The organism is Kribbella sp. NPDC059898 (genome assembly GCF_042730855.1).
GTDB lineage: Bacteria > Actinomycetota > Actinomycetes > Propionibacteriales > Kribbellaceae > Kribbella.
The window spans coordinates 25,222-39,870 of sequence record NZ_JBHWKR010000024.1 but is presented as its reverse complement, the minus strand read 5'-3'; the positions used below and the strand labels follow the sequence as shown (position 1 = coordinate 39,870).

Below are 14,649 nucleotides of genomic sequence, written 5' to 3'. Positions count from 1 at the left end.
AGTCGGGACGCGATGCGCAACGGCGCGTTTCCCCGCGGCTGCGGCCGCCCACGGGCTTGCCGGCCGATGATGTTGCTGGGCCCGGCAATCCGGGCAAGCTTGCTCGCGGCGTAGTGCATCTCACGTTTCCTGGACAGAGGTCGTCACCGTCGGACGCAGACCGAAAGCAGGAACCTCACCCCTCGAGGTCCGCGCGTAGATGCGGCTCGTGGACGGTGTCTATCCGTAGGCTCGGACCATGAGTGGGCGGAAGAAGGCGGTGCCGCCGGCGGAGACGTCCAGGACCCCGGTGCGCGGCGAAACATCGGTCCCCGCCGACTACGGCGTCGTTCTCGAGAGGATCAAGGTCGAAGTCCGGACCGCGCGGGTCCGCGCGCAGCACGCGGTCAGCATCGAGATGCTCGAGCTCTATCGCAGGATTGGCACCGAGATCCTGGCCCAACAACAGGCCGCGGGCTGGGGCGCGAAGATCATCGAGCAGCTGGCCAAGGATCTAGCCGCGGAGTTCCCGGACACCAGGGGATTCTCGAGGTCCAACCTGTACTACATGCGAGCTTTTGCAGCCTCCTGGCCCCGACCAGAAGTTGTCCCACGCGACGTGGGACAACTTCCTTGGCGCTACGTCCGGACACTCTTGGACAAGCTCGACGATGCCCCGACGCGCGAGTGGTACGCCACCCAGGCAGTCGAGCACACCTGGTCACTGGAAATGCTCGAGACACAGATCGCCCTCGGGCTCCAGCGGCGGCTCGGTGCCGCGCCAACCAACTTCGTCGAGCGGCTACCCGCGCCCGAGGCGCAACTGCTGCAACAGATCACCAAAGACCCCTACGTCTTTGACTTCCTCGACCTCACACCGCGCAAGCTCGAACACGATGTCGAGCAGGCCCTGATGGACCATCTCCAGGCCACCCTGACCGAGTTCGGCCGGGGCTTCGCGTTCCTCGGCCGCCAAGTCTCGTTCGACGTCGACGGCGACGAATACACCGTGGACCTCCTGCTCTTCCACACCCATGCGCTGGCCCACGTGGTCGTAGAACTCAAGATCGGCAAGTTCAAGCCGGCCGACGCCGGACAACTCGGCTTCTACGTCGCCATGGTCGACGACAAACTGCGCAAGCCCGCCATCCATGCCCCGACAGTCGGGATCCTGCTCTGTGCGAGCCGCAACGAGGCCGCTGTCCGCTACGCCCTGCGCAACAACACCTCGCCGCTCGCCGTAGCCAACTTCACCGATGCGCCCGGCCTGGAGAATCTCGATCTGCCCGACCTGGACGAGCTCACCGCCATACTCGAGGAGCCCTTCGACGCGGACCACACTCTGGCCGACGCGCTCCCTGACGAGCCCATCGACAACTAGTCGGGTACCGTTTGCCGTCTGATCGGCGGTCCAAATAACGGCGAAAAGACCCTCGAGTGCGCGCCCGCGCTCGAGGGCCTTGGCAGCTGCTACGACAGCCGGCAACTATCGATGCGTCCTGCGGGCGAGACGGTCGAGTAGCTCAGCATCCCGATCAACTGGGTCAACCCCAGTAGGTAGGACGCACAACACGATCGCCAGCAGACCACGCAGTCGGCGGATCACGTCCGCGGCATGTGTGTCAGGTCTGACGGGGCCGTGTATCGGCAGCGTCGCATCATCGGTTCCTCCCCCGGGGGCCTATCGAAATCCAGCCCGACATCGTCACAGCGGTTGGACGGCAGGATCGAACGCATGCGGCAGTCGGTACGCGGCCTCGCAACCGGCACATCAGGCAGCAGGACTCTGTGGCCGGACGATCCCGCGGACCGGGTCCAGACCGAGCTGGGCGGGGACCGAAAGGGGGGCGGCCAGCGTACGGCAGGTCGCGCAGGCCAGTAACCAGCTCACACAGGTCAGCGGGTCGATCAGCGCCGGCTGACGGCGCCGCGCCAACCGCGCGGGCTCAGCCCTGCGCCCGCCGTGCCTCAAACATTCGTCCCACGCGGCGTGGGACAAGTGCCGGATGTCAGGTTCGTGCCCCGCAGAACGAGCATCAACGATGACTGACCGGGTCCACCCGCGACGAGCCTTGAGACAGCATGCGCTCACCTGACCCTCCTAACCTGGACGACACTCGCGCACCTGAGACCGCTGCAACCCAGGCGGCGACCGCGGCTGCCGCCGGTTGGGGGGCCGACCGGACCGATCTTGAGCGTTGCAGCGGGTCGCTGGCAGTGGCCGGCGGAGCTGAGGGTGCCGGTCGGGTCGGGAAAGTCTCTGTGGATCTGTCACAGACCGGCGCACCTTTGGGCCTTCTTCTCTTAGAAGGACGCAGCAAGTGGTCGCTCGGCGGCAAGGTGCGCTGCGGCATCCCATGACACGCAGGCCAATGCCGAGTGTCGCGACTGCCGAACTGTGTCAGCGTTTGATCTGGATGAAAGGAATCAGGATGGGCAGCTCGACAACGTCGGCCCGGAGTGCAGGATCGATGGTCTCGGTGACGGCGCAGATCGTCCTGGAAGCGCTTCGGCTACTTGGCGTATTCATCGCGGTGAACGTGTTGACTCTCGCCTTCGTTCTCTTGAGTCTGGCCAGCGTGCTGTCGGCAGTGGTAGGGGGTCCCTGGGCACGTATCGAACTGTGGCAGGATCGAGTCGGCGAGATCATGAAACGAGTGCTCGCAACCGTGGATTAGGAACTGCCGCGACCTACCGTCATTCACAGTTGAGGCTGGGACCAGGAGCAATGATGGTGCGTTCTTCCCAGGCATGGTCGCTTGAGCATCCCGACGCCCATGGCAACGTACAGAGGCCCGCGACGGACCTGGTTCTCGAACCTGAGGTGACCCAGGCCGTGGAGGCGTTCCGCGCTCGGTACAGCGCCAGGATCGACGATCCGCTCTTCGTCCGTGAGCGTTGTGCCGAGATCTCGGGCGAGTTCGCTGAGGTGTGCATGACTCGACATCTGCCGGCCCGAACCATCGCGGGTGCACGGTTCGGCGAGGACCCGCGATTCCCAGGCGTAAGACTGATGCTCGCAGGGCACTTCGCTGCCGTGGTTCCACTGCTGTGGGATGAACACCGCGAGGAGTGGGCCGGCGAGGCGATCGTCGACTGGACGGTTCACCAGTTCACCGACATCAACTTCGGCCACCTGCCCGTGCCCTGGGTCACCACAGTTCGCCAATGGCGGACGCACTGGCAACCGATCTCCTCGACCGTGGTCGGTGAGCGGTAACCCGACGCGACCTCCCCGGCCGAAGACCAGTTGTCGCTCAGATTTCGAGTGCCTATCTGAGATGTGTTTTGAGGCTGGTGCTGCTGATGGGGCTGAGCTGACCGATGTCTCAGCATCTCGCGCCCGGTCGGCAGCGATTCTCGGCCGCCTGTCCTGCCATGCACCGGGGCCGCATGCTCTCGCTGCTTGCACACATGAATATCCCCGCGTTTGCTGCGCTGCGATCGGTCTGGTCTGGGTATGGCTGCAACTTCATGCAATCTGCTGACAGGTGGTTGATGACGGGTAGTGATTGGCCGACAACTCGGCTACCGTCGTGATCCGTTGGCCAAGGACCGAACGAGGGGAGTCGTGATGAACGAGAGCTTGAAGTCGGTACATGGTGTCGGTGCGGCGCGCGCTGTGAAGTCGGTACACGGTGTCGGTGCGGCGCGCGCGGTGAAGTCGGTACATGGTGTCGGTGCGGCGCGCGCGGTGAAGTCCGTGCACGGTGTCGGCGCGGCTCGGGGTGTCAAGTAGTTGAATCGGTGAGGCCCGGCGGCTGCGCATGCGGCTGCCGGGCCCACTGACGACCTGACGCATGAAACCTATTCACAACGACGAGGCTCAGCAGACGTTCGATCGTTTCGTACACCTGTCGGCGGCCGCCGGTATCACGCGAATCGGCGACGTGACCGGTCTCGATATCGTCGGGATCCCGGTCGCTCTGGGTTTCCGTCCATCGGCCCGCTCGCTGGTGATTGCGATCGGCAAGGGGATCACGCCGGCTGCTGCACGCGTCGGCGCGCTGATGGAGAGCCTGGAGTGCTGGTACGCCGAGTATGTCGAGCCTGACCTCATGGACACGCCGTACACAGAGCTGATCGGCGCTGCTGTCGACCCTGAGACGCTGCCGCTGGCTGTCGACTTCCCGCGGCGACTCGATCTCCGCGTCCGCCCTGCGAGCTGGCTGCGTGGATTCGGGGCACTCAGCGGAGAGCCGGTGTGGACACCGTACGACGTAACCTCGCTGGACTATCGCTCGAAGAGCCTGACGCCGCCGTGGCTGGCGCGCACGTCGAACGGGCTGGCCTCCGGCGCAACTCGGGCTGCTGCAGCGCTGCATGGCCTGTGCGAGGTGATCGAGCGCGATGCAGAGTGGCGTTGGCGGCACAGCGCCGACAGCCGTCGGATCGACCTCGGCACGGTCAACGACGACGACTGCTGCGTCCTGCTGGAGGCAGCAGACCGGGCCGGCATCAGGGTGGCTGCCTGGGATGTCACGAGCGCCCTTGGGGTTCCATGTGTCGGTGTTGTGACGATGGCCCATCCCGATGCGGGTGTGTGGGGAGGTGGCGGCGTCCACGACGGCTTTTCCTGTCATCCCAGTCCGCAGCGAGCGTTTGCGGCGGCGGTCCTCGAGGCGTTGCAGAAGCGGCTCACCTACATCTCGGGGAGCCGGGACGATCTTAGCCGGGCCGAGATGGCGCATGCGGCTTCGCCGGACCTGGCGACCGCGGTCTGGGCAGAAGCCGATGCCGAGGAGCCAACGGTTGCCTGGCCATCCGCTGCGCCAGCCGACCATCCCGAGAGTCTGTTCCGGCAGTTGTGCCAAACGGTTCAAGAACTGGTCGGCCAGGAACCAGTCGTCGTATCCCTCGCAGAGGGCGAGTCCGTGCCGAGCGTCGTCAAGGTGATTGTGCCGGGACTGCACGGCCCGTTCGGGATGTCTGCGCCGCCAAGCTGCCTGGCAGACCTCCATGAGTGAGGCCGGCCACACAACAGTGGCCGGCGAACGCCGGACACGCGACTTCAGGTCCCTGTGGTTTGGCGAATCGGTCAGCCTGCTCGGCGACCAAGTCGCCGCGCTGGCGCTCCCGACCGCGGCCATCGTCAGCCTCGGTGCCTCCGCGACCGAGGTTGGCGGCCTGAACGCGATCGGCACTATCGCGTACCCGGTGCTCGGCCTGTTCGCCGGGGCGTTGATGGATCGGGTCCGTCGCAAACCGGTGATGATCGTGGCCAACGTCGCACGGATGGCCTGCTTCGCGGGGCTGGTCGTCTGCGCGGCGTCCGGGTGGGTGTCGTTGCCCCTGCTGTACGCCGTCGCGGCGGTCGTTGGGACAGCGACGATCTTCTTCGACATCGCCTACCAGACGTATCTGCCGTCGCTGCTGACCGGTGATGATCTTGCCCGAGGCAACGTTCGGCTGGAGCTGTCGAACTCGGTGTCTCGGCTGGCCGGGCCGTCCGTGGGTGGACTGTTGTTGCAGTTCGGCGGGATCGCGGTCGGCTTCGGCGTGAACGCAGCCTCGTTCGCCGCGTCGATGGCTGGCATCGCCTCGATCCGCACGCCGGAACACCGGCCGCAAGGCGGAGGCCGGCGTACCGACCTGATCTCCGAGATCGTTGCGGGCGTCCGCCTGGTCTGGTGCGATCCGATCCTGCGGTCGCTGACGACCTCGGCGGCGCTGCGGAACTTGGGGATCAACGCGAACCGCACGGTGCTGATCGTCTTCATGTACCGAAGCCTCGACCTGTCGGCAGGTGCGGTCGGAGTCGTGTTCACTGTCGGCGCAGTCGGTGCGATCGCCGGCGCCGCCACGACCACCTGGCTGCTTCGTCGCTTCGGGGTCGGCCACACCTTGCTGCTCACCAGCATCGAGGGCCTGATCTGGCTGCTGACACCCCTGAGCCTGCTCGGTGGCGCGCCATTCTGGGTTATGGGCCTGATGTTTGTGTCGTCGATGTGGCTGCCCGTCTGGAACGCGACGGTGATCACTCTGCGCCAGCGAATCACGCCGGCCGCGTTCCTTGGCCGGGTGCAGGCAACGGCGCGCACGATCAACCTCAGCACGATTCCTGTCGGGGCGTTGCTCGGCGGCATCACGGTCGATGCTCTGGCCGGGCTGGGCGAGCGGCGCGGGCCGATCGTTGCCTTGACCCTCTGTTCCGCTGTCGCGGCGTTATCTCCCAGCCAGTTGTGCCGTCGCCGGATCCGCACCATCCGCACCTTGCCGCCCGGACCCGTGGCCGCCACTGATCAGCATGAGGAGGACAGGTGAGAGTCGCCGTGTTCGCCGGCCCTACAATCGCTGCTGCGGACGTCACCGCCGCAGCAGCGGTCGAGCACCGGCCTCCTGCTGCCGCAGGAGACGTCGCCCAGGCAGTGGACGAAGGCTTCGCCGCGCTGCTGATCATCGACGGCTACTTCCACAGCGTTCCGAGCGTGCAGCACAAGGAACTGCTTTACGCCCTCGGCTCCGGCGTCGCGGTGTTTGGCTCGTCGAGCATGGGCGCCCTGCGGGCAGCGGAGCTGCACGGTACGCCGGTGGTCGGCGTCGGAGCCATCTATCGGGCCTATCGTGACGGCGAACTCACCGATGACGACGAGGTCGCCGTCGCGCATGCTGCCGAAGAGCACGGCTTCCGGCCGATCTCCGTTCCCATGGTGACGATCCGGCACGGTCTGCGGGCGGCCGTTCGTGACCGCGTTCTCGGAGCCGAGGTCGCCGATCGGCTCGTCGCATTGTCGAAGGCGCGCTTCTATGCCGATCGGCACTGGGCGCACGTCTACCAGGACGTCGAGCGCTGCAGCATCCCGTTCTCCGGGTCTCGCGCGCTCCGGGCGTACGTCGAGCGCACTGAGCCTGATCCGAAGCGGGCTGACGCCGTCGAGGCGCTCGGCGTCGTCCGCGACTGGATCGCAGCCGGCGGCCCCACACCGCCGGCCGTCTCGTTCGAACCGACCAACGCCTGGGACAACTTCCGGTTCGAGGAATCCGCCCACCACTGAGGAGGTCACATGTCCGCCATCGACGTCGCCAAAACGCTGGCAGACCTTGCCGTGGGGGAGCCGACCGAGTTCGTCCGTGCCGACGCCGGCTACGCAAGCCGGCGGCAGGACGCCAGGCTGCTGTTCGAACGCCGGCTCGATCCGGTCTCGCTGATGCCGCTTTCCCTCAGCGCAGGCGAGGACGCTGCCGTACGCGCGGCGGCGATAGCCATCCTCGGTGTGCTCGACCACGCCGCCGACCTCTATCGGCAGGATCCCGCGGTACGGGCGCATTTCCCGGCCTATCGTGACGCCGAACCGTTCCTGCTGGCCGATCCCGGGATCCGCCCGACAGCAGGTGTCTTCCGGCTGGACGGCGTACTGACCGAGGCCGGTGAATTCAAGATGATCGAGGCCAGCACCGGTGGGCCGGGCGGGGTCATCAAGGTCGGCGCGGAGCTTCGGCTCTGGGCCGAGTCGATCGCCTCACTTTTCAACGTCGACACGCCGTCGTACGGCAATCAGCCGTTCGGCGCAGACCACCTGATGTTCCTCCGGTTCCTGATCGCAGCGCACCGCCAGCAGTTCGGCACCGAACCGGAGGGCGCGGCCATCGTCGGCCTGGGCGGGGAGTTCGCCAACGAGGTCGCGTTGATGGTCGACGGGTTCCAACGGCTCGGCGTACCGACCCGGGAACTGGACGCGACCGAGCTACGCCGCCGGACCACCGGCCGCGGCATGCTCGCCGGCGACTTCGAGGTATCACTGACCTACAACAAGCTCGACCAGGTCAAGCTGATCCGCTATCCCGCGGCGCGGCCGTACCTCGAGGCGATGGCTCACGGCGAGATCTGCATGCTGCCGAACCTGCTCGCCCACTGCGTACTCGACGACAAGAGCATGCTGGCCTTCCTCACCGATCCCGCGAACTCCGAGCTGTTCGACACCCAGCAGCAGGAGGCCATCGCCAAGCACATTCCATGGACCCGATCCGTCTCGGCCGGACGTACGACGGATCCGGACGGTCGTGCGATCGACCTGCCCGAGTTCGTTCTCGCGCACCGGGAGCGGCTCGTCCTCAAGCCCAACGACCGTACCCGCGGGGAAGGTGTCGTGATCGGTGGCGAGACGACCCAACAGGCGTGGTCGGCCGCGGTCGGGCAAGCCGTCCGCGGTAGATACGTCGTTCAGGAATTCGTCCCGTTGCCCGAGGTGGATGTTCCGGTCGTCGACGGGACCTCGGTCGAGTTCCGCCGGCTCAAGCACGGGCTCGACGCCTTCGTCTTCGGCGGCGAGTTCGCCGGCTACATGTGCCGTGCTTCGGTGGACACCATCATCAACGTGGGCAAGCGCGGCCTGATGCTCCCGGTGACGGTCGAGGAGCAGCCGTGACCGCACGAGACGACGTTTGGTTCCTCGACCGATTCTCCAAGAGCTGGGAGAACCTCGCGCTGTGCGCCGCCCTCGCCGAACGCGGCCTGCGCGCACGCATCGTGGACTGGGACAACCTGGCGGTATCAGGTGGGATTGCCGGCGCAGTACGCGACGGGAGGCCGGTCACCGCGCCGCGGCTCGCCGTGGTCAAGTCCCGGGTCATCACGCGACGCTCGACGGGCGATCTTGCGCTCATCTACGACGAACTCGAGGCGCTCGAGGAAGCCGGGACACGGATCAGCAACCCGTCGGCCGCGATCCGCCGGTGCCGCAACAAGCTACGACAGGCGGCGATTCTGGCCAGGGCAGGACTGCCTGTCCCCGAAACACGGTCCGTCAGCAGCCAGGACGAGATCCAAGCCTGCATGAAGGACTGGGGCGAGGTGGTGCTCAAGCCGATCTGGGGTCACGCGTCGCTCGACGTCGTCCGAATGCGCCCGGGTGGGCGCGGGATCGAAGAAGGCACAGTACTGGGGATCCGCGAAGAGATCGCGTCGTGGCATCTCCTGGAGCATCACAAAACCTTGTGCGCCCAGCCGTTTGTCCCGAATCCCGCGCGAGATCTGCGCGTCGTAGTGATCGGGTCGACGATCGCCGCCGCCGACTACCACATCAGCACCTCACCAGACGGCGCCGTACGGCACTTCCTCTATCCGCTGAAGGTCGAGCGGGCGCCGATCACGCCGGCCCTCGAGGAGATCGTGCTGGGCGCCGTCGCGGCCCTCGGTCTCGATGCCGCGGTGATCGACCTAGTCGAGTCCTCGTCGGGACCGGTGATTATCGAGGTCAACGAGGGCCTTACGGTCTGGCGAACAGTCGAGGGAACCGGGCACGACCGTACGCCGCACGGCTTCACGGCGCTCATCGCCGATCAGTTGGCTGACCTCGCCGCGAGCACCGCCGCGAGCAGTACGTCGGCACCGAAGCGGACCGGGTCGGACACCGGCAGTCCTAACGCTGCCCCGACTCCTTCGACCTCATGACGCGCCGCTGCCGGATCGATCCGGCTCGTATCCAACGCGATGCCGACGACCCGCGGCGCCCGGGCGGAGCACCAGGTCGCGGCCTGCTCGTGAATGGCGATCAGGTCAGCCAACGGCGGAAGCCGTCTTCCCGGTACCCCGGCTATCTCGGTCGCCCCGGCGCGGTGGCACAGAATGAGTGCGTCCGGGTCCGCGCCGTGCAGGAGGGCCAGAGTGCCGTTCGAGTACAGCGGATGAGTGAGAGCGCCCTGCCCTTCTACGAACACAAGATCCGCGAGATGGGCGGCGCTCGAGGTCTCCTGACAGGCGACGCTCGGGACGAAGTCCGCCACCAGATGGTCGGCCGGAAAGCCGCGGTCCACCAGGAAGAGACCGGTCTGTCCGGTGGCGACGACAACCGAAGACAGCCCGCGCGAGCCGGCGCTCCGGTCAAGCTCCAGCGAGGTCGTCATCTTGCCAACGGAAGCATCAGAGCCGACGGTCAGCGTCACCCACCCGGCGCCCTCGCGTCGACGGGTGGGCACTACTTCGAAGTCGTCGCGTGACGGGTGTCGCAGGTCGCGGATCGACCTGCCATGGAAGGCCGCCACCTTTGCGATTTCGGCGTCCGCGCCCAGGGCGTGATGCAGACCCGAGACGACGTCGAGACCGGAGGCGAGGGCCGTCAGGACGTCGCGTCGCAGATCCTCGGGGATCCAGGTACGCAGCAGCGAGATGCCGATCAACAAGGTGTCCGGGCCGTGCGGGAGCGCTGCTTCGATGTCGGCGACGACGGGGATGCGTGCCGTCTGCTCGTCGCCGGTGATGTCGGCGACTGTGCGGCCCGCGTGAGCCGAGTCGACAACGGCGACGACCTCGTCCCGGCGGTAGCGCAGCGTCGCCTGAGCGAGTTTGGGTCCGTGGGCGGCGAACACCCTTTCGGCGTGAATCGCGATGCGCATCTGATCTGTTCGCCTTCCGTCCGGCCGATTTCTGAGAACTTGATCTACCGACAGGAGGAGTACCACGATGCCGTACAGCGTGCATGCGTCCGTCCGAGATTTGCCACTTCCTGCAAAACAGGCCCTCGAGGGACAGAGGCGCCTGCTCGAATCCGAGGCATGGTTCAGGTATTGCGAACAGGCATCTCATGGAAGTCTGCGGTACTTGTGCGTCTCCGGCGCTGCTGGCGAATTCGTGGCGCTTGCCCCGTACCACTTCTTCGACGAGTCGCCGGCGTTCGCGCTGCGGCGACCGGAACTGCTACTCGGCGACCGCGCGGTCGTGGCCGAGCTGTACCCGGCGATCGTCGGTGTGCTCGATGGCGCCCACTTCCCGGTGGTGGCAAGCGGTCCGCAGAGCGTGGTCCTCCCATCGGTCGTCGAGGCGCTGCAAGACATCGCGCGGAGCGAGAAAGTCAGGACGTTGTCAATCCCGTTCCTGGATGGCGCGGAGCAAGCGACGATCGCTGCGGGTGTTCTGGAGACCGATCCTGTTCCATTGACGACGGCCGGAGTCTGCGTCCTGGACGTGAACTGGTCCGATTTCGACGGATATCTCGCGACTCTGCAACGTGATCGCCGGTCGGCGATTCGAGCAGAGATTCGGCGGTTTGACGCGAGTGGCAGCCGGGTGTCGGTGAACCACGGCACCGGCGCCCTGGACGTTGTGACCGCTGAGTTGCAGGCCGGGTTGCAGGCCCGCCATGGCACCCGATCCGGGGTCGACGTGCTGATGCGTGGCTACGATCTGCTGCGACGAACGATCGACGACAACGTCGTCACGTTCCGCGGTGAGCTCGACGGTCGACCGACCGGGATCGTGGTGTGCCTTCGCGATGGCGAGACGCTGTACGTACGCGCGGTTGGTGTCCCGCAGGGCGACCCGAACTTCACGTACTTCAACCTGTTCTTCTATTCGCCGATCCGGTGGGGGATTGCGAACGGCATCAGCCGATTCGTATTCGGCACCGGTACCTATCTGGCGAAGCGGATACGAGGCTGCCGGGTCGAGCGAAAGTACGGCACCGTGACCTGGCCCGAAGGGGCCGAGTACCGGGCATTGGCTCGGCGTCGCTCAAGAGAGGTCGAGACGGAACTGGGGAAGGCGGGATTCGCCCAGCCCGTGGATCCTGAGAACGTGTGAACAGCATCGCCGCACCTGCCATCCCCGAAACACGGCGGCATGAGTACCTGGCTGGCGAGGGCAGCTCAATCTCAGATGTCCGTCACGGCGAACCCGAGAATCTGAGATCTGCCGTGCGGAACCATCGGGGGAGCGGATAGATCTCGACACCGGGGCCCAGGCGGTGGACCCCTGCTGAGGTGCATCTCGACGCCAGTGGGAGTGATCATGGGCCGATGCAGATCAAGACGCTGGAGGAACTTCAGAGCGCCGACGAACGCTCCCTTGCTTTCACCCCGTTGGGCCTTGGACACATGGAGGCCGCTGACGCTGCCGAGTTCCAGCAGCAGGTGGTCAAGGCCATCGAGATCTCCAGCGAAGTCGCGGCATCGACTCGCGACGCGTTCGAACGCCTACGCACCGTCTATGCCCATGGCGTCTTGTGCTACGAGACCTACACGCTCGTCCACGATCACGCACTACTGCTCGTGGAACACGCGCTACGGGACCGTCTGCTCGAGCACTACAACCACCGGATCCCGCTCGTCGACAAGCGTGGTCAGACGATCCTGATCGAGGCCGACGACTACGAGACGGTGATCCAGGCTTGCCGTCGCACCCCCAGCCTGCTCGTCGGTGACAACGGCCCGATCCTGCCATTCAGAGGGATGCTGTCCCACCTGACCGGCTGGGCACGATGCGTGGGGTACTTCCGCGGGCAACAGAACCGGCACCAGGAACAGACCCTCGGCGACCTGCGGAACATGGTCGCCCACGGCAGCGCGGACCTGACCAGCCCAGTGAGCGCGGCCAGCGAACTGCGCGCAGCAGCCGAGATCATCAACCAGCTCTGGGGGTATCCGACCCCCAACGGGAAGTACTACCCGGCGCCACGGCCGCGGCACATCCTCGCCATCGGATGGGCCGGGCCCGGCAACATCCAGGTCGTCGACGCGCACCGGCTCGCTGACGAACCAGGTCTCCACAGGGACCGGAACTACGTGATCGTCCGAGCAGTGGCTGATGACCCGGACCTGTTCGACTTCGACTCGCGGTACGAGCAGACCGCGTACGAAGCGGAGTGGCTGTGGGGACCAGGCAGTGTTGACGATGCCGCGGCCTGGATGCTCGCCGAGTCACCGGTCGTCGACGAACGGGACCATCTCGACCGTGTCTTCGCCATCCGGAGTCATGCCGGGTATCTGGAGGCGCCTCAACGACCCGAGATCGCCATCAACGCCGATCCCGCCGGCCAGGCGGGGGAGTGGTTCGTCGTCCGAGCAGACTTCCCAGCACAGGCGAGAGTCCACGTCCGCAACCGGCTAACCACCGAGCACTGCCAGGAGAGCGGTGCGTGTGACACCTGCGCCGCCGAGCTGCTCGCACACGGGACATATCACGACGTGCGCGAGCAGCTGAGCCACGCCACGACACGAACAATCCACCGGCTACCGCCGGACGTGACTGTCCCGAGCCACCGCGCTCACCGCCGAACGCCGATTCGCTGACCCCGGACCGGCACTCGGCAGTCCACGATGGCTTCGGACTCGCAGACAACCTTCCGCTGACCCGGTGCCGGTGGCCCCGTGGCAGCGGAAGCTACTCGTCGCCGGATGTGCTCACGTCAGAGGCGTCAGTGAGTTTGGCGAGCGTCGAGCTGTACAGGCCGCGTGAGATGCGCGCCGGCTGTTTGCGAGCCCGCTCACGCTGCTCGGATGTCGGCGGGCCGGCAGCCATGGCCCGCAGTACCTCGAGGTCGCTGAGGCATTGCTCCAAGAGCCCTGCGCCGTCGCCGCGGTACTCGTCGACGAGACGGGGCGGGCAGCGGAGTTGAACAGTGGTGTTCCAACTGGAAGCCCAACGGAATGTCTTGTAGGGCTCGGAGGCGCGCTCGTTGAGCCAGTAGGCGTACCAGTTCCAGGCCGAATCTGCGCTGGTGTGGATCCAGGCTGACGCGTCCGTGCTGCTGCTGCCGGGCAGGTGCGAGGATCTCATGAGGCGTTCGGCGATCGGCTGCAGGCCGCTGCCCCAGGAGATGATCCGCCGCTCGGCCAGGGTGTTCATGATTGCCGCGAGCTCCTCGCGGGGCACGGCAGCGTCCCAAATCGGGTCGTCCGCGGCCGGCAGAGGCCAAGCCGAGTCATCGACCATCTCGGCGGTCAGGTTGTGCAGGACCTCGCCGGTCGAGATCTCAACGACGGCCAACCGGGTCACGGGCCAGCCCGCGACTCCCGCGACCACGGCGTTCGGATCCTCGACAAGCTCCCGTGCCCAGTCGATCGCGAGCTCTTGGGCTCGGCCAAGCCGGCTGTCCCACCACTCGTCGGCCGCCAACGGGTAGCAGTCCTGGCAGTACCGGCCGCCGTCTTGGGCCTCGTGGTATGGGGAGTGCTGCTGTTTGCCGCACAGCGCGCAGGTGCGGACCTTGTGCCAGGCTGCCTGCTTGTCGGGCGGGAGCGCCGGCATGCGTTCGGCGTCGTCGATCGCATAGAGGGGGTAGTAGTCCTTCATCGCGTAGTACTCAGCGACTGGGCGCTGGTCGTCGGCCGGCCGCAAGCGGTACTGCCGCTTCAGCATCGTCTTGGTCGCGAGCGCCGCGGCGGGCAGATTGTCGACGCGATACAGAGGCAGGCCGAGCACGCCCTGGGTCAGCCGTTGCGACGGCAGGAACCGCTGGTGGACGCGGTCCGGCATCGGGTCGACGTCCCACCACCGGGCATCCAGATAGGTGACCTGCGCCGGCACGGGGCCGCCAGGGCGCGGATCGGTAACCGCCACACGGAGTATCGCGTCGCCAGGACGTACGCCGTCGGGAGGGAGGACGACGCCGCGCAACCGGTGGTGGTCGTTGCTGAAGGAGACCTCGACGCCATACAGCGGAGACCAGTCGATTCCGTCCGGGTTGTGTTGCTGGTCGGGGCGTGGCTGGTCGAACCGCGTGAGTGCTTGCAGCGCCTGTTGATACGAGTCGCCGCTGCGGCGGGCCCTGCGTCGTGCGGCGTCTTTCAGGTACGAGCGAGACATTGATCGTCCAATCCCCGCGCATGCCCACGCCCAGCGCGGTACGAGCGATCAACTCAGTCAGACGACTCGGTACCGAACAGGATTAGCAACGCATCGCGGCAGTTCGAGCGAACCTTCCTCCCGGGCCGCTGCGGCGTGGGCGCAGAGACCGA

12 protein-coding genes are annotated in these 14,649 nt (G+C 66.4%); 10 read left to right on the top strand and 2 right to left on the bottom strand.

All coding sequences use genetic code 11. The features are described from left to right. The first annotated feature begins 238 nt into the window (after nt 1-238). The 8 genes from ACFV9C_RS41620 (at nt 239) to ACFV9C_RS41585 (ending at nt 9,370) form a co-directional block, all read left to right on the top strand. Nucleotides 239-1,360 (top strand): YhcG family protein, encoded by a 1,122-nt coding sequence (locus ACFV9C_RS41620; RefSeq protein ID WP_380203009.1) that lies wholly within the window; start codon nt 239-241, stop codon nt 1,358-1,360. A gap of 1,099 nt (nt 1,361-2,459) precedes the next feature. After that, complete coding sequence (locus ACFV9C_RS41615; RefSeq protein ID WP_380203007.1) at nt 2,460-2,657, top strand: hypothetical protein; 198 nt, start codon at nt 2,460-2,462, stop codon at nt 2,655-2,657. 53 nt (nt 2,658-2,710) lie between these two features. After that, nucleotides 2,711-3,199: a hypothetical protein gene (locus ACFV9C_RS41610; protein ID WP_380203005.1), complete on the top strand. Its 489-nt coding sequence runs from the start codon at nt 2,711-2,713 to the stop codon at nt 3,197-3,199. A gap of 580 nt (nt 3,200-3,779) precedes the next feature. Next, nucleotides 3,780-4,946 (top strand): YcaO-like family protein, encoded by a 1,167-nt coding sequence (locus ACFV9C_RS41605; protein ID WP_380203003.1) that lies wholly within the window; start codon nt 3,780-3,782, stop codon nt 4,944-4,946. Beyond that, on the top strand, nt 4,939-6,243 hold the full coding sequence (locus ACFV9C_RS41600) for an MFS transporter (protein WP_380203001.1): 1,305 nt from the start codon (nt 4,939-4,941) through the stop codon (nt 6,241-6,243). The genes ACFV9C_RS41605 and ACFV9C_RS41600 overlap by 8 nt, the downstream gene beginning before the upstream one ends. Then, a complete protein-coding gene (locus ACFV9C_RS41595) occupies nt 6,240-6,974 on the top strand; it encodes a TfuA-like protein (RefSeq protein ID WP_380202999.1) in 735 nt (244 codons plus the stop codon). The genes ACFV9C_RS41600 and ACFV9C_RS41595 overlap by 4 nt, the downstream gene beginning before the upstream one ends. A 9-nt stretch (nt 6,975-6,983) precedes the next feature. After that, entirely contained in the window at nt 6,984-8,345 is a 1,362-nt protein-coding gene (locus tag ACFV9C_RS41590) for a hypothetical protein (RefSeq protein ID WP_380202997.1), read from the top strand. Continuing rightward, entirely contained in the window at nt 8,342-9,370 is a 1,029-nt protein-coding gene (locus ACFV9C_RS41585) for a RimK family alpha-L-glutamate ligase (RefSeq protein ID WP_380202995.1), read from the top strand. Before ACFV9C_RS41590 ends, ACFV9C_RS41585 begins: the two co-directional genes overlap by 4 nt. Here ACFV9C_RS41585 and ACFV9C_RS41580 read toward each other — a convergent pair. After that, on the bottom strand, nt 9,259-10,311 hold the full coding sequence (locus ACFV9C_RS41580; protein ID WP_380202993.1) for a DUF1611 domain-containing protein: 1,053 nt from the start codon (nt 10,309-10,311) through the stop codon (nt 9,259-9,261). The genes ACFV9C_RS41585 and ACFV9C_RS41580 overlap by 112 nt on opposite strands. A gap of 67 nt (nt 10,312-10,378) precedes the next feature. Between ACFV9C_RS41580 and ACFV9C_RS41575 the strand changes: the two genes are divergently transcribed. Then, complete coding sequence (locus tag ACFV9C_RS41575; protein ID WP_380202991.1) at nt 10,379-11,494, top strand: GNAT family N-acetyltransferase; 1,116 nt, start codon at nt 10,379-10,381, stop codon at nt 11,492-11,494. Between the two features lie 215 nt (nt 11,495-11,709). After that, complete coding sequence (locus ACFV9C_RS41570) at nt 11,710-12,981, top strand: hypothetical protein (RefSeq protein ID WP_380202989.1); 1,272 nt, start codon at nt 11,710-11,712, stop codon at nt 12,979-12,981. Nucleotides 12,982-13,072: 91 nt separating this feature from the next. Here ACFV9C_RS41570 and ACFV9C_RS41565 read toward each other — a convergent pair whose 3' ends face one another. After that, nucleotides 13,073-14,497 (bottom strand): hypothetical protein, encoded by a 1,425-nt coding sequence (locus ACFV9C_RS41565; protein ID WP_380202987.1) that lies wholly within the window; start codon nt 14,495-14,497, stop codon nt 13,073-13,075. Between the last annotated feature and the right edge of the window lie 152 nt (nt 14,498-14,649).

Bases quoted from the DNA above. Each gene is read 5' to 3' on its own strand.
- ACFV9C_RS41620 (WP_380203009.1), top strand. From the start codon at position 239: ATGAGTGGGCGGAAGAAGGCGGTGCCGCCGGCGGAGACGTCCAGGACC.
- ACFV9C_RS41610 (WP_380203005.1), top strand. From the start codon at position 2,711: ATGGTGCGTTCTTCCCAGGCATGGTCGCTTGAGCATCCCGACGCCCAT.
- ACFV9C_RS41605 (WP_380203003.1), top strand. From the start codon at position 3,780: ATGAAACCTATTCACAACGACGAGGCTCAGCAGACGTTCGATCGTTTC.
- ACFV9C_RS41600 (WP_380203001.1), top strand. From the start codon at position 4,939: ATGAGTGAGGCCGGCCACACAACAGTGGCCGGCGAACGCCGGACACGC.
- ACFV9C_RS41590 (WP_380202997.1), top strand. From the start codon at position 6,984: ATGTCCGCCATCGACGTCGCCAAAACGCTGGCAGACCTTGCCGTGGGG.
- ACFV9C_RS41580 (WP_380202993.1), bottom strand. From the start codon at position 10,311: ATGCGCATCGCGATTCACGCCGAAAGGGTGTTCGCCGCCCACGGACCC.
- ACFV9C_RS41575 (WP_380202991.1), top strand. From the start codon at position 10,379: ATGCCGTACAGCGTGCATGCGTCCGTCCGAGATTTGCCACTTCCTGCA.
- ACFV9C_RS41570 (WP_380202989.1), top strand. From the start codon at position 11,710: ATGCAGATCAAGACGCTGGAGGAACTTCAGAGCGCCGACGAACGCTCC.
- ACFV9C_RS41565 (WP_380202987.1), bottom strand. From the start codon at position 14,497: ATGTCTCGCTCGTACCTGAAAGACGCCGCACGACGCAGGGCCCGCCGC.